The organism is Streptomyces sp. SID12488 (genome assembly GCF_010548275.1).
Taxonomy (GTDB): domain Bacteria; phylum Actinomycetota; class Actinomycetes; order Streptomycetales; family Streptomycetaceae; genus Streptomyces.
This window is the reverse complement of sequence record NZ_JAAGLT010000014.1, coordinates 49815-65061: the sequence shown is the minus strand read 5'-3', so window position 1 is coordinate 65061 and position 15247 is coordinate 49815. Positions and strand designations below refer to the sequence as shown.

Here is a 15247-nt window from a genome sequence, read left to right as displayed (position 1 = left end):
GGAACCCCTCACTGCGGGACGCTGCGGAACTCCCTGTTGCTGACACCTTCAGGATCGCACTCCCGGAGCTGCGCTGACAGGGTGCGGGGCGGGCCGGGCGCGCGTGTCCGTTCGTATGGAATGTGATGATGCGGTTACGTTCCGTATGTGCTAGAAGCATCCTTTCTTAATCTTTCCGGTCGCTGCCCGACGGAGGGCGCGGTGTCGGTACGGCCCGCCTGGGAGGTACAGGAGCACGAGGGCTCGGCGACGACGGCATGGTTCGACGTCCGGCTCGCCTTCGCCGACGGTGCTCACGTCGACGTACTCGCCGTGGTCGGTGAGGCGGGCGTCTCCATCGAGGACGTACGGGCGCAGCCGGCGCTGTCGCTCGACGATCTGACGGCGCTCGCGGACTGGATCGAGGGGCCGCTCTTCGAGGCGTGCGGCGACGGGCCCACGACAGTCGAGGAGGCAGAGGTGGGGCTGCGCCCTCGTCGCGCCCGGCCCGCCTGGCCGCGTGGCATCGAGGGGCGGTGGCTGGTCTCCGAGGAGTACCGGGCGGCCCAGGAGGAGGGCGCCGACCCCGTTCTCGCCGTGATGTGCGCGACCGGGCACAGTCGACGCCGATCCCTCAGGTTGATCTCGCAGGCCCGCGACGCGGGGTTCCTGACACCTCGTCATGCTCGGCGCTGAGCAAGGCATTTCACGGGAGGAACGCTCAACTCGGCATGTGGGGACTACATTCCGCGCATCCTGTTGATCTCGGCCGTCTGCTGAGCGATCACGTCGTCGGCCATCTCCTCGATCCGGACGTTGTTGCCCTGCCCCTTCACCTCGGTGGCCATGGTGACGGCCCCCTCGTGGTGCGTGATCATCAAGGTCAGGAACAGCTCGTCGAACGCCTTCCCCTTCGCCGCGCGCAAGTTGGCCAGCTGAGCACCGGTCGCCATGCCGGGCATCGCCTCGTGGGCGTGCCCACTGGACTTGGCGTCGCTGCCGCTGTCCTTCAACCAGCCCTGCATCGCGGCGATTTCGGGCCTCTGCGCGGCGGCGATGCGCTCAGCCAGCAGCTTCACGGGTGCCGACTCGGCGCGTTTCGGCACGAGTTCGGTGATCTCGATCGCCTGCGCGTGGTGCTCGATCATCCTGCGGGCGTACGAGATGTCCGCCGAGTTGGGCGAGTCGTCCGGCAGTTCCGCCTTGGCCTCCTCCGGAGAGAGTGTCCGGGCGGCCTCGCCGGGCAGGCCGGGCGCGATCACCGAGGGCCCGGTCGCCTTCACGGACCCGGCGTCCGCGTCGGGGGACGGGTCCGAGTCGCAGGCACCGAGCGCGAGGGTGAGCGCGAGCACGGCCAGGGCCGGGCCAAAGGTGCGGGACGCGCGACGGACGGGCACAACGACCTCCAGTGTCAGGTGGGTTGACGGACACCTCGTGAGAACAGGTGCACCTCGTGAGTGCTGTGTCCGTCCTAGCACGCTTCCATTCGCTGGTGATCAGAAACTTTCATTACGAGTGCGTTGCCTACTGTTGATCGGTGCATGATGAAGACGATACTTCTGAGGACCGTGAACCGTTCTGACCCGAACGGCGACCAGGGAGGATGCAGTGACCCTGTTAAACGATCCCCGAACGCGGCACAGACGCCTGGGAGTTGCCGCTGCGGCGGCCGGACTCCTGGCCGCGCTGCTGACCGCGGGCCCCGCAGCCGCGACCCCCGACCCGGGGGACGGGCCGACGGTGCCGGAGAAGATCTCCAAGAGCGTGCAGACCCAGGTCAAGGAAGCCCTGGCCGAGGGTGAGATACCCGGGGTGGACGAGATCGTCCACTCCGACAACATCACGCACCTCACCAACATCCCCAAGGACGCGCTGCCCGGTACCAACTCGGACCTCGCCTTCCAGGGGAAGTACGCCTTCTCCGGCAACTACGACGGCTTCCGCGTCTTCGACATCAGCAACCCGAAGGCCCCGAAGACCGTCGCCCAGGTGCTGTGCCCCGGCGGACAGAACGACATCTCCGTCTCCGGGAACCTGCTCTTCCTGTCCACCGACTCCTCGCGCAACGACAGCAGTTGCAACAGCGTCTCGCAGCCCGCGACCGAGAAGTCGTCGTGGGAGGGCATGAAGATCTTCGACATCACGGACAAGGCGAACCCGAAGTACGTCGCCGCCGTGGAGACCGCCTGCGGCTCGCACACCAACACCCTGGTGCCCGAGCGCAAGAACGTCTATGTGTACGTCTCCTCGTACTCGCCGAGCGCCGCCTTCCCCGACTGCCAGCCGCCGCACGACGGCATCTCGATCATCAAGGTGCCGCGAAAAGCCCCCGAGAAGGCGGCAGTTGTCGGCTTCCCGGTGCTGTTCCCCGGTGAGGGCCCCGACGGCGGCGGCAACCCCGGCTCGCCCACCAACCCGGGCGTCTCCAAGACCACCGGCTGCCACGACATCACCGTGCTGCCCTCCAAGGACCTCGCGGCGGGCGCCTGCATGGGCGACGGCATCCTGTTCTCCATCAAGGACCCGGAGCACCCGAAGGTCATCGACCGGGTCCAGGACAACGTCAACTTCGCGTTCTGGCACTCGGCGACCTTCAACCAGAAGGCCAACAAGGTCGTCTTCACCGATGAGTTGGGCGGCGGCGGCGCTGCCACCTGCAACGCGCAGATCGGGCCGAACCGCGGGGCCGACGGCATCTACGACATCGTTGGCAAGGGCGACAAGCGCAAGCTCGTCTTCAAGAGCTACTTCAAGATCCCCCGCTACCAGGCGGACACCGAGGTCTGCGTGGCCCACAACGGCTCGCTGATCCCTGTCAAGGGCAAGGACATCATGGTCCAGGCCTGGTACCAGGGCGGTGTCTCCGTCTGGGACTTCACCAACTCCGCGAAGCCCAAAGAGATCGCCTACTTCGAGCGCGGCCCGGTGACCACCGACCGCGTCACGACCGCCGGCCCCTGGTCGGCGTACTACTACAACGGCTACATCTACTCGAACGACATCGCCAAGGGCTTCGACGTCCTGAAGCTCGACGACCGGCGCACGGATCCGGCCAAGAAGGTCCGCGTGCGCGAGCTCAACGTCCAGACGCAGCCGGACTACTTCGACTGACGTCGCCGGCGAACCCTTGACGCGCGTCCTGCTGGGCACCTCGGTGTCCAGCAGGACGCGCATGTCCCGGGAAACACCGCCGCGATTCCTCATTGACCGAGGCGCCGCGTGGGGAGATGCTGTTACTTCCGCGTTGACATTTTGTCAGTTGGCAGGTGTCGACGCGGCCGGAGCGGCCCCGTGCGGGCGGTTTCGGGCGGCCCGCCTGTCTGGGGTGACGCGGGGGATCACCTCAGACAGGCGTGCCCGTCCCGGAGCGCGGTCTCAGCCGATCAGATCCAGCACCGGCCGCAGTCCGTCCGGCCTTCGCGACAGCGGCAGATGGTCCACGAAGTGCACCGCGCACCCCAGGGCCGCCGCGCCCCCGTCCGCGCGCCGGTCGTCGCCGACCATGAGCACATCGTGCGGGACGACACCGAGAGCGTCGCAGGCCACCTTGAACAGCCGCGGGTCCGGCTTCTGGATGCCGTGCTCGTACGACAGGACGTAGGCGTCGACGTACGGGTCCAGCCCGTGCTCCCGGAAGACCGGACGCAGATCCCAGCCGATGTTGCTCACCACCCCGACGGGGATCCCGCGCGCCCGCAGCGCGCCCAGCACCTCGACCGCATCGGCGTACGGGGTCCACGCGGCCGGAGTCATGTGCCGCTCGTACAACGCGTCGTACAACCCCGGGTCGGGAAGCGGCACCTGTCGGGCGACCCCGGTGTACGCGGCCCGGTGGAACTCGGCGCTCTCGTCACGGATCCCCCACACGGCGGCCAGCTCCTCCGGCAGCCGCTCCGGAGAGGCCCCGCCCGGCAGCGCCCCAGCCGCCTCCAGCGCCTGCGCCGACACCGCCAACTCCGGCTCGGACAGGGCGAGACCGCGCTCGGCGAGTACGGCGCGCAGCCAGGCCTCGGTGGACTCGATACGGAAGAGGGTCCCGGAGAAGTCGAACAGCACGGCAGCCATGCGCTGGACCCTACCCGGGGTCAGTGCCGCTCAGGCCTCCGCTCGAACCGCTCGTACGACACCACCGTCAGTGCCACCACGAGCGCCCCGAGGAGCCATCCGCCGAGCACGTCCGACGGCCAGTGGACGCCGAGCCAGATGCGGGTCAGACCGACGCCCACGGCCGAGACCACCGTCACGCCGACCGCCGTACGCCACACGACGCGTCCGGCGCCGTACCGGCGCAGCAGCCACAGCAGGAGGCCGCCCACCACCGTGGCGGTCATGGCGTGGCCGGAGGGGAAGGCCGCGTAGTGGGCGGAGTCGACGGGGTCGGGCCAGACGGGACGGGCGCGGCCGACAGCCGCCTTCAGACCCTGCTGGAGCACCGTGCCCAGCGCACAGGCGACCACCAGCCACAGCGCGAGCGGCCACGCAGAGTGCCGCCACACCAGCCACACCGTCACGGCCGCGACCAGCAGGCGCATCGTCAGCGGGTCCCACACCCAGTCCGTCAGGATCCGGAAGGCGTGCGTGAGCCCGGGTTCGTCGACCGCCCAGCGATGGGTGGCGCGCGCGATGTCACCGTCGAGGGTGACCAGCGGGTGCCAGTCCACCGCGACCAGGGTCAGCAGCAGCACGGAGGCGAGGGCCAGGGCGGCGATGACCCGGACCGCCGGGCACGGGACCGGGCGCCGGAGCCGGGGGACGAGGCGGGAGGTGCGCATGATGCGATCCTCGCCGACGCCCCGGGCGGGAGGCCAACCGAGACGTACGGTTGCGCGCTACCCGAGAGCCCGCAGCCCCGGCGCGAACGCCACCAGTACCGGAATCACCGGAACGAGGGCCGCAGCCGCCGTCAGCCGCAGTCTTCGGCCCGCCGTCAGCCGGTCCGGTGCGGCCAGCAACCGGTGGACGCGCAGCGGGACATGGGCCTGCGGGGTCGGGGACGGACCGAACACGCCCCGGTCCTCGTTGAGTTCGACCAGGGCGAGAGCGGTCGTCAGGCGGCCGAAGCGACGGGAGGCCATGTCGTCGGCGGCGAGTTCCACCAGTCGGTGCATCTCGTCGCGGAACGAGGCGAAGACCGGCACCTGCGGAAACCCGTTGGCCAGCGCGCCCGAGCAGTGCAGCAGCCAGTCGTGGCGGGCCCGCGCGTGCCCCTGCTCGTGGGCGAGCACGGCGTCCAGCTGACGTCCCTTGAGGCGGCGCAACGCGGCCGTGGTGACGACGAGTCCGGGCGTCGTGCCGGGCAGCCACCAGGCGTCGGCGCGCTCGCCCTCCAGGACCACGAGCCGGTCCGGGCCCGGCTCCTCGCCGGGCAACAGCGGTGCGCGGACCAGGAGTTCGGTACGCCGCAGCCTGCGCCGCCCGCGCGCCCGTACGACCTCACGGACGAGCATCGCCGCGGTCCACAGCCCGCCGCAGGCGAGCGCCACGGCGGTCGTCGCGGCCCAGGGACGGGAGGCGCCGAGGACGTAGGCTTCCACGACCTCGTGCGGAGCCGGGGCGAACACATGGCCGCGCACGGCTTGCCAGGCAGCCGCTGCGCTCAGCGTCATCGACAGCGCGCAGCACATCAGTACGGCGGCCACCACGCACTGCCACACCCACAGGGCGACCACCGGTTCGCGGTCCGGCCAGTCCGCGCGGGCGAGCAGCCGCGGGGCGACGACGGCGGTCAGCGCGCCGAGCAGCAACAGTGCCGCGGGGACCATCATGGGTGCAGCCTATGAGCGGGGCGGCGCTCGGACCTACGGTCCGTCGCGGCAAAGTGACGCAGACCACGGTTTCGTACAGTCAGGGAGCCCGAGAGCGGAGAGTCAGAGCGTGATCAGCATGGCGACCGTCGCGATGCCCATCGACAGTCGGCAGGCGCGCGCCAGTTCGGGCCGGTCGCCCCAGCCGAGCGAGCCCGTCCGGACCCCGCCGCCGACGGCCAGGACGGGAACGGACGCCAGCCGGGCGCCGGACAGCAGCACGTACCCGGTGAAGTAGAGGAGCAGCGTCGTCGTCAGCAAGGGGACTCCGGAGCCGCCGGACCCGTGGTGGTGACCGGGGGAGGCGGCCATCACGGCAGCCATGTAGGCCATGGCGGACGCGCCCATCAGATGGTGCAGATGGTGCGGCCCGGTGCGGGCCGCCCACAGGGCGCGCAGCGCCGCGGCACCGAAAACGGCCGTGTACACCAGCCAGGCCCAGCGCGGCGGGGTGAGCACGGCGGCGGGCACGGCCATCGCGGCCATGCCGAAGCCCATCAGCGCCTCGGCGCCCGCGGCCCGGCGCTGTTCCTCCACGGTGCTGCGCATCCGCAGCAGGCAGTACGCCCCGGTCGCCGCGCACAGCGCGACCAGCAGCCACCCGGGTGAAACCGGACCGTGCACACGCACCTCCCCCTGGACCCCCGAGACCTCCGCTGGAGGGATGCCCGCGCAGGGCGGTGCGCATACGAGCGCAAGGGTGTACGCGGGGGGAGCGTGGGCCGGAGCACCGCAGGTGAGGCCGTTCATCCCGGCCTCGGCACCGGGCGGGCGTCAGATACCGGGCCGGTACCGCAGCGGATGGTCCGCCGGTACCTCCACCAGCACGATCCGCGTGCCGTCCGGGTCCGCGATCCACATCTCGACGAGCCCCCACGGCTCCTTCACCGGAGGCCGGAGGATCTCGACGCCCCGGGACGCCAGTTCGTCGTGCGCGGCCTTCACGTCCGCCACCTGCAGCCACAGCCGTACGGACGGAGACGGGGGCTCCTCGGCCCGCCCCGAGAGCTCGAGGAACCCGCCGCCGAGGAAGTAGACCGTGCCCCGCTCCGGTCCCGTACCGAACTCGCGGTGGACGGCGAGCCCCAGGTGCTCGCCGTAGAAGACCCGGGAGCGCTCCGGGTCGAGGGGATGGAGGAGAACCCGGCCGCTCAGTACATGCACCATGCAACCGGAGCCTAGTGGGCCCGCCCGCGACGGGCGTTACGATCGTCGGTGCCCGCGCCGTAGGAGCACCCCGAGCACCCGGAGAACCGCCGCCATGGAAACCGCAGCCACCGGACCCACCTTCCGTGACGCCGCCGAGGCCGACGTCGACGTCCTCGTCGCGCTGATCGAGTCGGCGTACCGGGGAGACTCCAGCCGGGCCGGCTGGACCACCGAGGCGGACATCCTCGAAGGGCAGCGGAGCGACGCGCAGGGTGTACTCGACGTCATCAAGGCCGCCGACAGCCGGCTCCTGACCGTCGAACAGGACGGCCGGGTCGTCGCCTGCTGCCAGCTCGAACACCGGGGCGACCACGCCTACTTCGGCATGTTCGCGGTCAGCCCGGCCCTCCAGGGCGCCGGCCTCGGTAAGGTGATCATCGCCGAGGCGGAGCGCGCAGCGCGCGAGACCTGGGGGGCGCGGGCGATGCACATGACCGTGATCTCCGTACGGAACGACCTGATCGCCTGGTACGAGCGGCGCGGCTACCGCCGTACGGGAGAGATGAGCCCCTTCCCGTACGGCGACGAGCGGTTCGGCGTGCCACAGCGTGACGATCTGCAGTTCGAGCTGCTGGTCAAGGAACTGGTGTGAACAGGTGTGACTGGCGTGATCGCCGACGGGCCGGCTACGCGGTGAAGCGCCCCGTGCGTTTGATCTGCGGGTAGTCGGTGGTCGCGCCGTCCAGTTGCAGGGCGCGTACGAGGCGCAGGTGGTCCTGGGTGTTCACCACCCAGCCGATGATCCGCAGGTCCGACTTCCTCGCCAGTTCGACGATCTCCAGAGTGAGGCGCCGGATGTCGAGGCACACGGTCGAGGCGCCGGCACGGGTGGCGCGGTCCACGACGTCGGTGCCGTAGCGGCCGGCGATGAGCGCTGTGCGTACCCCGGGCACCAGGCGGGTGATCTCGGTGAGCGCGTCCTCGTGGAACGAGGACACCTCGACCCGTTCGGTCAGCTCCCGGCGCTCCATCACCTCGGCCAGCGCCCGGGCCGCCGTCATGTCCTTGATCTCGGCCTGGAGCGGTACGCCGACGGCGTCCAGGACCTCTTCGAAGAGCGGGACGCGCTCGTCACGGCCGGCGTCCAGGGCACGCAGTTCGGCGAGGGTCCTGTCGGCGACGGGCCCGGTGCCGTCGGTCGTGCGGTCCAGGTCGGCGTCGTGCATGACGACGAGGGTGCCGTCCCTGCTGAGACGCAGATCGAGTTCGATCATGTCGAGGCCCGCCTGTTCGGCGGCGACGAACGAACGCAGGGTGTTCTCGGGCTCCACGCCCATGATTCCGCGGTGCCCGATGGTCAGGAAGTTCAAGGTCGACTCGCTTCCGTCTACTGGCGGCTCGGCTGCCGCAGCCTAACCGCCCGGCCCGGCATTGAACCCGTACGGACGCGCCGGAACGGATGGCCGGAAACAGTGATTTCGGACGGGGTGTGAAAGGGGTGCTGTCGGGTAGGGAAGTCACCGTCCTCAAGGTTTCCGGCAGGAAAAAACGCGGTGACCATGGGGGTGCGCAGGATAATCTCTCCTGTCTCGCCTTGTGTTCGGGAACCTCGTACACATACGGTGTCTTGACGTGAGGTTCTCCCGTGGAGGATGGGGCATGACGGAAATTCTTGTGCAGGCGGTTCCGGACGAGCGTTTTTCCGCGCTCGGCAGGGTGGTGGAGCACCCGGCATGGCCCGTGCTCAAGGGTGCCGTGGAGCAGATCCGGCCATGGCAGGCCAAGGACGGGTCGATCGACTTCGACCGGGAGGACGCCCCGGACCACGCGGACGTCGATCTCGCGGTACGCCGGATCGTGGACGCCGTCGCGGAACTCTCACCGCTGCTTCCGCACGACACCGACTACCACCAGGCTCTCGCCAAGGATCTGCGCCGCTGGTCCGACAGCGGTTTCCGGGTGCCGGACTTCCTGGACTCGCTGCTGGCCTTCCAACCAGCCGCGAGCCGCGCGGACGGCCTCCAGCACCTGGTCGTCTTCCCGATGTACACGCAGAACGGCAACCCCGACCGCAACGTCGAAGCGGTCGTCCTGCGCATGGTCTGGCCCGACTGGCTGGCCGAGCTGGAGCGCACGCGTTACGACAACCCGCTGTTCTGCGGCATCACCTTCGAGGACTTCACGGCCGGGTACGACACCAACTCGGCCGTCCTCTTCCCGGAGACCATCGCCGTGCGCGAGGCGCCGGAACGATTCACCTGGGGCGGAATCTTCTGCGACCGCGAAGCCGCCCGTTTCCGCCGTGTCACCGACGCCGCCGTCGACATCCTCGGCCTCGAACTGCCCGCCGACGTCGCCGCGATGGTCCACGACCAGAAGCGCTGCGAAGAGGCGTTCGTCCTGTGGGACATGGTCCACGACCGCACCCACAGCCACGGCGACCTGCCCTTCGACCCCTTCATGATCAAGCAGCGCCAGCCGTTCTGGATGTACGGCCTGGAGGAGCTGCGCTGCGACCTCACCGCCTTCAAGGAGGCCGTGAAGCTGGAGGCGGAAGGCGTCCCGCAGGCTCGTGACGTGCAGTTCGCGGTGCTGTTCGACCGTATGTTCCGCTTCCCGGTCACCGGCGAGCGCGTCCGCAACTACGACGGCCTCGGCGGCCAGCTCCTCTTCGCGTACCTGCACCAGCACGACGTGATCCGCTGGACCGACAACAAGCTGCACATCGACTGGCAGCGCGCCCCGCAGGTCACCAACCAGCTCTGCGCCGAGATCGAGGCCCTGTACCGCGAGGGCATCGACCGGCCCAAGCTGGTCCACTGGTTCAAGGCGTACGAGCTGGTCTCCGTATATCTCGCGCCGCACCCGGGCTCCCGCTGGGCCAAGGGCCCCGACGCCCTCGACCTGAGCCAGCCGCCGCGCAAGCTCGTGGACGACGTGCTTCCGGACGAGTTTCCGCTGAGCATGTTCTATGAGGCCCTCTCCAAGAAGCTGAAGAACGTGATCGCCTCCACCAGGGGGATCACCGCGGAGAGCGCCGAGCGGATCGCCGCGTGAGCGACCGCGCCACCGAAAAGACTGCTCAGGAGGCGATGAACATGCACAACGGTGCTCTCAGCGGTGCGGTGATCGCGGTCGCGGGCGCCGGTGGCCCGGCCGGCCGGGCCACGCTGCTCAGGCTCGCCGAGTCGGGCGCGACCGTCGTCGGCTCGGACAACGACCCGGAGCGGCTCGCGGAGGCCGTGGACGCGGCGAGCTACGCGTACGGGGGTGCCACCGTCGTCGGTGACACCGTCGACCTGCTCGATCTCCAGTCGACCCGGGACTGGGCCACCCGTATCGAGAAGGACTTCGGGCGCGTCGACGGCCTGGTCCACCTCGTCGGCGGCTGGCGCGGCAGCGAGACCTTCACCAAGACGGTCCTCGACGACTGGGACCTGCTGGAACTGCTGCTCATCCGCACCGTGCAGCACACCTCCCTCGCCTTCCACGAGGCGCTCCAGCGCAGCGACCGCGGCCGGTACGTCCTGACCAGCGCCGCCGGTGCGAGCAGCCCCACCGCGGGCAACGCCGCGTACTCCGCCGCCAAGGCCGCCGCCGAGGCGTGGACGCTCGCCATGGGCGACTACTTCCGCAAGGCCGGGGCGGCGGAGGGCGCGGAGGGGCCGACGTCGGCGGCTGCGATCCTGGTCGTGAAGGCGTTGGTGCACGACGCGATGCGCGCCGAGCGGCCCAACGCGAAGTTCGCGGGTTTCACCGACGTCAAGGAGCTGGCCGAGGCCATCGTCGGCGTCTGGGAGCGGCCCGCCGCCGAAGTGAACGGGAAACGTCTGTGGCTGACCGAGAAGCCGTGAACCCTCCGAAGACCGACGCGCGCCGTCATCACGACCCGGAGGCCCGAGGCTTCGCCAGCGACAACTACGCGGGGGTCCACCCCGAGGTGCTCGCCGCCCTGGCCCTGGCCAACGGCGGGCATCAGGTCGCGTACGGCGAGGACGACTACACGGAGAACCTCCAGCGGCTCGTCCGCAGCCACTTCGGGGCCACGGCGGAGGCGTTCCCCGTCTTCAACGGCACCGGGGCGAACGTCGTCGCACTGCAGGCGGTCACCGACCGCTGGGGCGCAGTGATCTGCGCCGAGAGCGCGCACATCAACGTCGACGAGGGCGGCGCCCCCGAACGCATGGGCGGCCTCAAGCTGCTCACGGTGCCCACCCCCGACGGCAAGCTGACCCCCGACCTGATCGACCGGCAGGCGTACGGCTGGGACGACGAGCACCGCGCGATGCCGCAGGTCGTCTCGATCACCCAGAGCACGGAACTGGGCACTCTCTACACCCCGGACGAGATCCGCGCGATCTGCGACCACGCCCACGCGCACGGCATGAAGGTCCACCTGGACGGCTCCCGCATAGCCAACGCGGCGGCCTCGCTGGACGTTCCGATGCGGACGTTCACCAACGCGGCCGGCGTCGACATCCTCTCCCTCGGCGCGACGAAGAACGGCGCGCTGTTCGGCGAGGCGGTCGTCGTCATCAACCAGGACGCCGTCAGCCACATGAAGCACCTGCGCAAGCTGTCCATGCAGCTCGCCTCCAAGATGCGCTTCGTGTCTGTGCAGTTGGAGGCGCTCCTCGCCAAGGACCTGTGGCTGCGCAACGCCCGCCACTCCAACGCGATGGCGCAGCGGCTGGCAGAGGGCGTGCGGGCCGTGCACGGGGTCGAGATCCTCTACCCGGTCCAGGCGAACGCGGTCTTCGCCCGCCTTCCGCACGACGTGAGCGAACGCCTGCAGAAGCGCTTCCGCTTCTACTTCTGGGACGAGACCGCGGGCGACGTCCGCTGGATGTGCGCGTTCGACACGACCGAGGACGACGTGGACGCGTTCGTGGCTGCGCTGAAGGAGGAGATGGCGCGCTAACACCCCCTCTGATGCATAGATATGCGGTCACCTGAAAAATCATTGACTATTGGGTGATCGCTTTTCTATGCTCTCGGCCCATGGAGCTGATCCAGAACACCCCCGACCTGTCCGCGTACCTGGCGGCCGACGAGGTCATCGACCACCATCACCCGCTGGTACGGGAGACCGCCGCGCGGCTCGCCGAGGGTGCGGCGGACTCGTATGCCTATGCGCGGGCGGCGTACGAGTTCGTGCGCGACACCATCCCGCACTCCGCCGACAGCGGTGACCCGCGAGTCACCTGGCGGGCCTCCGCCGTCCTGGAGCAGCGCACCGGCATATGTCACGCCAAGGCGCACGCGGTGACCGCGCTGCTGCGCGCCGAGGACATCCCCACGGCGCTGTGCTATCAGCGGCTGGCGCACGACGACGGGAGTGGTCATGTGGTGCACGGCCTGATCGCCGTACGGTTCAACGGCGCCTGGCATCGTCAGGACCCGCGGGGCAACAAGGCGGGCGTGGACGCGCGGTTCTCCCTCAATGGTGAGCGACTGGCGTGGATCCCGGACGTAAAGTCCAATGAGGTGGACTATCCGGTACTGTACGCTGAACCTCATCCGGTCGTGCTGGACGTGCTGAAGGCCGCACCCGACAGGCCGTATCTCTGGAAGACGCTCCCCACCGCACTCTGAGGCAGGCGATGACACTCACCCTGACCGTGTCCGACGAGGTGCGCACGCTCGCACCCGGCTTCACCCACGTCGCGATCGAGGCCCACGGACTCGTCAACGGACCCAGCACCGACGCCAGTTCGGCGCTCCTGGACGACGCGGCCCGCCGGCTCGCCGTACGCCTTGACGGCCGGGCCCCGCACGAGGACCCGCACATGGCCGCCTGGCGGGACACGTACACGGCGTTCGGCTCCAAGCCGTCGCGCACCCGCAACTCGGCCGAGGCGCTCGCCAAGCGGGCCCTGACGGATGCCGGCCTGCCCCGCATCAACGTCCTGGTCGACCTCTACAACGCGATCAGCGTGGCGCACCTGGTCCCGGTCGGGGGCGAGGACCTCGACCGCGTCCAGGGCGGGATGCGGCTCGTACGCGCCACCGGCGCCGAGGAGTTCGTGACCGTGGCCGGGGGCGAGGAGACCGTGGAGCACCCCGACGCCGGTGAGGTCGTGTGGTGCGACGACGCGGGCGTGACGTGCCGCCGCTGGAACTGGCGCCAGGGCCCGCGCACGAGGCTCACCGAGGAGTCCACGTCCGCGATCTTCCTTCTGGAGTGCCTGTCCCCGATGACGGCCGCGGAGGCGGAGGCTGCCGGTGCCGAACTCGCCGAACTGCTGGAGAAGTTCAGCCCAGGGGCGAGGCTCACGGTCAGGGCCGCGGAGTGAGACTGGGGGCCAGGGGCGCCCCATAGGGGCGCGGGGCTGTATTTGATCTGCGCCTCCGCCGCGTGGGCGCGACAAGCCCTCACCGGCTTGCGGCGAACGAACTACGCGCCCCCCCCGAAAAACCTCAGCTCGCCTCGGTCTCCCGAACCTCTTCCGGCGTAGGAGCCGTCCCGCCGAGGTGCGCCGGCATCCACCAGGTGTCGTCCGGCCCCTTGGGGCGAACCGGGTACGCCCGCTGAGCCGCCTCCAGAAGCTCATTCACGCGCTCGCGCACCTGCCGCGTGAGGGCACCGGCGTACTTGTCGCGGGACGCCTCGATGGCCTCGCCGACCCGGATCGTGACCGGGATGTGGCTGCGCTTGAAGTTGCGCGGATGCCCCTTGGTCCACAGGCGCTGTGTGCCCCACACGGCGATCGGGATCAGCGGGACGCCCGCCTCCTGCGCCATCCGCGCGGCGCCGGACTTGAAGCTCTTCAGCGTGAACGACTGCGAGATCGTGGCTTCGGGGAAGACGCCCACGATCTCGCCGGAGCGCAGCGCGTCCAGAGCGTGCGCGTATGCCGCCTCGCCGTTCTTGCGGTCCACCGGGATGTGCTTCATGCTGCGCATCAGCGGGCCGGAGACCTTGTGCCGGAACACGGACTCCTTGGCCATGAAACGCACCAGACGCTTCTGCGGGAGAGCCGCGAGACCGTCGAAGATGAAGTCCAGGTAGCCGATGTGGTTGCTCACCAGTACCGCACCGCCGGAGCGCGGGATGTTCTCCGATCCCTTGAGGTCGATCTTCAGGTCCCAGGCCTTGAACAATGTCTGGGCGAGACCGATGACGGGACGGTAGACGAGCTCAGCCATGGACGGGGATGACCCTTCTCTCTGCTCTCCCTGGGAAGGCGGTTCCCGGCGGGAAGTTACGCAGCCGTAGGTTTTACAGCTTTGCGCAGATCGTGCCCCAAGAACGGACGAGTGGCCAGCCCTCGTGCCTGTGCCGGGCGAGATAATCGTCACGTAACCCCTTGATCCACCTCGGGCTTTTAAACCGCCTTTACTCCGCGCGTACCGTCACCCGTCGTACGACGAGGTACATCTCGCACCCCAGGCAGTACCCGAACGCGGCGTTCAAAAACGCCGCCGCCAGTGCCGCGCCGGTCGCCGCGAGCCCCAGCCACTCCACACCCAGCGCGTACCCGGCGAGCCCCACGCCCGCGAAGACGAGTCCGACCGCCTGCGCGAACCGCGGCGGCTCGGGCGCCTCGAACTCCGTCGGCGGCCCGAGCCGCGGACGGACGGCCCTGCGGAACAGCAAGCCGTACGGGGAGCGCCCGACGCCGCCCGCCGCGCCCAGCGCGAACGCCAGCGTCTGCCAGGCCAGCAGCCATGCGCTTCCGGTGACCAGTACGACGGCCAGTACGACGGTCGTCACTGCCGCCCCGAAGCGCGGCCCTCTCACATCGATGTCCATGAAGAGATCATTCCGCAACAGAAAGGATTCGAGCAGGCGGGAATCTTTGCAGTCTGATGAACGCTGGAGTCGAGGATGACCGGATTCGTGATGTGTGTGGCGGTGCTCGCGGCGGCGAGCGCCTTCGGAGTGCTGCATCGGCGGCGGAGCGGGAGAGTGCGCGTGCGCGGGCGCGACGACGGAAAACGCCTCGGCGCCGCCGAGTTGGGCGAGGACCTCGGCGAGCGGGCGACGCTCGTCCAGTTCTCCAGTGCCTTCTGCGCGCCCTGCCGGGCCACCCGCCGCGTCCTCGGTGAGGTGGCCGGCGTCGTCCCCGGCGTCACCCACGTCGAGATCGACGCCGAGGCACGTCTGGACCTCGTACGCAGGCTCGACATCCTCAAGACGCCCACCGTGCTGGTGCTCGACGCCGACGGGCGGATCGTGCGGCGGGCGACCGGGCAGCCGCGCAAGGAAGAGGTCATCGCGGCGCTGGGGGAGGCCGTTTGAGGCCGTCGGGGTATCCGATACCGCCGCTGATGGTGTGTTCGGTGACGCATCTCCCAGATGCCGGAAGCCA

Annotated in this window: 18 protein-coding genes; 9 read left to right on the top strand and 9 right to left on the bottom strand. The window is 69.6% G+C overall.

Annotation, left to right across the window (positions count from 1 at the left end):
- Positions 1-201 precede the first annotated feature (201 nt).
- On the top strand, positions 202-675 hold the full coding sequence (locus G3I56_RS21855; RefSeq protein ID WP_164411454.1) for a DUF6214 family protein: 474 nt from the start codon (positions 202-204) through the stop codon (positions 673-675).
- A 44-nt stretch (positions 676-719) separates the two neighbouring features.
- On the opposite strand, the gene G3I56_RS21850 is transcribed toward G3I56_RS21855, so the two are convergent.
- Positions 720-1376, bottom strand: a complete 657-nt coding sequence (locus tag G3I56_RS21850) for a DUF305 domain-containing protein (RefSeq protein ID WP_164411452.1) — start codon at positions 1374-1376, stop codon at positions 720-722.
- A gap of 211 nt (positions 1377-1587) precedes the next feature.
- On the opposite strand from G3I56_RS21850, the gene G3I56_RS21845 reads away from it, so the two are divergent.
- Positions 1588-3090: a hypothetical protein gene (locus G3I56_RS21845; RefSeq protein WP_164411450.1), complete on the top strand. Its 1503-nt coding sequence runs from the start codon at positions 1588-1590 to the stop codon at positions 3088-3090.
- Positions 3091-3354: 264 nt separating this feature from the next.
- Here the strand turns inward: G3I56_RS21845 and G3I56_RS21840 are convergent, their stop codons facing one another.
- The 5 genes from G3I56_RS21840 to G3I56_RS21820 all read right to left on the bottom strand — a co-directional run bounded on the left by G3I56_RS21840 (position 3355) and on the right by G3I56_RS21820 (position 6950).
- Positions 3355-4044 carry an HAD family hydrolase gene (locus G3I56_RS21840; protein ID WP_164411448.1) on the bottom strand — a complete coding sequence of 230 codons (690 nt, stop codon included), beginning with the start codon at positions 4042-4044 and terminating at the stop codon, positions 3355-3357.
- Positions 4045-4064: 20 nt separating this feature from the next.
- Positions 4065-4751, bottom strand: coding sequence for a phosphatase PAP2 family protein (locus G3I56_RS21835; protein WP_164411446.1), 687 nt, complete (start codon positions 4749-4751; stop codon positions 4065-4067).
- Between the two features lie 57 nt (positions 4752-4808).
- Positions 4809-5744, bottom strand: a complete 936-nt coding sequence (locus G3I56_RS21830) for a M56 family metallopeptidase (protein ID WP_164411444.1) — start codon at positions 5742-5744, stop codon at positions 4809-4811.
- Positions 5745-5846: 102 nt separating this feature from the next.
- Positions 5847-6407 (bottom strand): DUF5134 domain-containing protein, encoded by a 561-nt coding sequence (locus tag G3I56_RS21825; RefSeq protein WP_164411441.1) that lies wholly within the window; start codon positions 6405-6407, stop codon positions 5847-5849.
- 150 nt (positions 6408-6557) lie between these two features.
- A complete protein-coding gene (locus tag G3I56_RS21820) occupies positions 6558-6950 on the bottom strand; it encodes a VOC family protein (protein ID WP_164411439.1) in 393 nt (130 codons plus the stop codon).
- Positions 6951-7044: 94 nt separating this feature from the next.
- On the opposite strand from G3I56_RS21820, the gene G3I56_RS21815 reads away from it, so the two are divergent.
- Positions 7045-7584, top strand: a complete 540-nt coding sequence (locus tag G3I56_RS21815) for a GNAT family N-acetyltransferase (RefSeq protein WP_164411437.1) — start codon at positions 7045-7047, stop codon at positions 7582-7584.
- 34 nt (positions 7585-7618) lie between these two features.
- On the opposite strand, the gene G3I56_RS21810 is transcribed toward G3I56_RS21815, so the two are convergent.
- A complete protein-coding gene (locus G3I56_RS21810; RefSeq protein WP_164411435.1) occupies positions 7619-8302 on the bottom strand; it encodes a glycerophosphodiester phosphodiesterase family protein in 684 nt (227 codons plus the stop codon).
- 289 nt (positions 8303-8591) lie between these two features.
- Between G3I56_RS21810 and G3I56_RS21805 the strand changes: the two genes are divergently transcribed.
- The 5 genes from G3I56_RS21805 (at position 8592) to G3I56_RS21785 (ending at position 13228) form a co-directional block, all read left to right on the top strand.
- Positions 8592-9989: a DUF6421 family protein gene (locus G3I56_RS21805; RefSeq protein ID WP_164411433.1), complete on the top strand. Its 1398-nt coding sequence runs from the start codon at positions 8592-8594 to the stop codon at positions 9987-9989.
- 41 nt (positions 9990-10030) lie between these two features.
- Positions 10031-10786, top strand: coding sequence for an SDR family NAD(P)-dependent oxidoreductase (locus G3I56_RS21800; protein ID WP_164411431.1), 756 nt, complete (start codon positions 10031-10033; stop codon positions 10784-10786).
- Positions 10783-11853, top strand: a complete 1071-nt coding sequence (locus G3I56_RS21795; protein ID WP_164411429.1) for a low specificity L-threonine aldolase — start codon at positions 10783-10785, stop codon at positions 11851-11853. The genes G3I56_RS21800 and G3I56_RS21795 overlap by 4 nt, the downstream gene beginning before the upstream one ends.
- Before the next feature lie 80 nt (positions 11854-11933).
- Complete coding sequence (locus G3I56_RS21790; RefSeq protein WP_164411427.1) at positions 11934-12527, top strand: transglutaminase family protein; 594 nt, start codon at positions 11934-11936, stop codon at positions 12525-12527.
- Between the two features lie 8 nt (positions 12528-12535).
- The gene (locus G3I56_RS21785) at positions 12536-13228 is read left to right on the top strand and encodes a phenylalanine--tRNA ligase beta subunit-related protein (protein WP_164411425.1); all 693 of its coding nucleotides are present in this window, start codon (positions 12536-12538) and stop codon (positions 13226-13228) included.
- Between the two features lie 124 nt (positions 13229-13352).
- Here G3I56_RS21785 and G3I56_RS21780 read toward each other — a convergent pair whose 3' ends face one another.
- Together G3I56_RS21780 and G3I56_RS21775 are read right to left on the bottom strand one after the other, a co-directional pair.
- A complete protein-coding gene (locus G3I56_RS21780) occupies positions 13353-14081 on the bottom strand; it encodes a lysophospholipid acyltransferase family protein (RefSeq protein ID WP_164411424.1) in 729 nt (242 codons plus the stop codon).
- 190 nt (positions 14082-14271) lie between these two features.
- Entirely contained in the window at positions 14272-14688 is a 417-nt protein-coding gene (locus G3I56_RS21775; protein ID WP_164411422.1) for a DUF4395 domain-containing protein, read from the bottom strand.
- Between the two features lie 75 nt (positions 14689-14763).
- Between G3I56_RS21775 and G3I56_RS21770 the strand changes: the two genes are divergently transcribed.
- On the top strand, positions 14764-15177 hold the full coding sequence (locus G3I56_RS21770; RefSeq protein WP_164411420.1) for a thioredoxin family protein: 414 nt from the start codon (positions 14764-14766) through the stop codon (positions 15175-15177).
- Positions 15178-15247 lie beyond the last annotated feature (70 nt).

Excerpts from the sequence above, each read along its gene's own strand:
- G3I56_RS21820 (WP_164411439.1), bottom strand. The coding sequence starts at position 6,950 with ATGGTGCATGTACTGAGCGGCCGGGTTCTCCTCCATCCCCTCGACCCG.
- G3I56_RS21775 (WP_164411422.1), bottom strand. The coding sequence starts at position 14,688 with ATGGACATCGATGTGAGAGGGCCGCGCTTCGGGGCGGCAGTGACGACC.
- G3I56_RS21800 (WP_164411431.1), top strand. The coding sequence starts at position 10,031 with ATGCACAACGGTGCTCTCAGCGGTGCGGTGATCGCGGTCGCGGGCGCC.
- G3I56_RS21830 (WP_164411444.1), bottom strand. The coding sequence starts at position 5,744 with ATGATGGTCCCCGCGGCACTGTTGCTGCTCGGCGCGCTGACCGCCGTC.
- G3I56_RS21835 (WP_164411446.1), bottom strand. The coding sequence starts at position 4,751 with ATGCGCACCTCCCGCCTCGTCCCCCGGCTCCGGCGCCCGGTCCCGTGC.
- G3I56_RS21790 (WP_164411427.1), top strand. The coding sequence starts at position 11,934 with ATGGAGCTGATCCAGAACACCCCCGACCTGTCCGCGTACCTGGCGGCC.
- G3I56_RS21785 (WP_164411425.1), top strand. The coding sequence starts at position 12,536 with ATGACACTCACCCTGACCGTGTCCGACGAGGTGCGCACGCTCGCACCC.
- G3I56_RS21780 (WP_164411424.1), bottom strand. The coding sequence starts at position 14,081 with ATGGCTGAGCTCGTCTACCGTCCCGTCATCGGTCTCGCCCAGACATTG.
- G3I56_RS21840 (WP_164411448.1), bottom strand. The coding sequence starts at position 4,044 with ATGGCTGCCGTGCTGTTCGACTTCTCCGGGACCCTCTTCCGTATCGAG.
- G3I56_RS21815 (WP_164411437.1), top strand. The coding sequence starts at position 7,045 with ATGGAAACCGCAGCCACCGGACCCACCTTCCGTGACGCCGCCGAGGCC.
- G3I56_RS21805 (WP_164411433.1), top strand. The coding sequence starts at position 8,592 with ATGACGGAAATTCTTGTGCAGGCGGTTCCGGACGAGCGTTTTTCCGCG.
- G3I56_RS21770 (WP_164411420.1), top strand. The coding sequence starts at position 14,764 with ATGACCGGATTCGTGATGTGTGTGGCGGTGCTCGCGGCGGCGAGCGCC.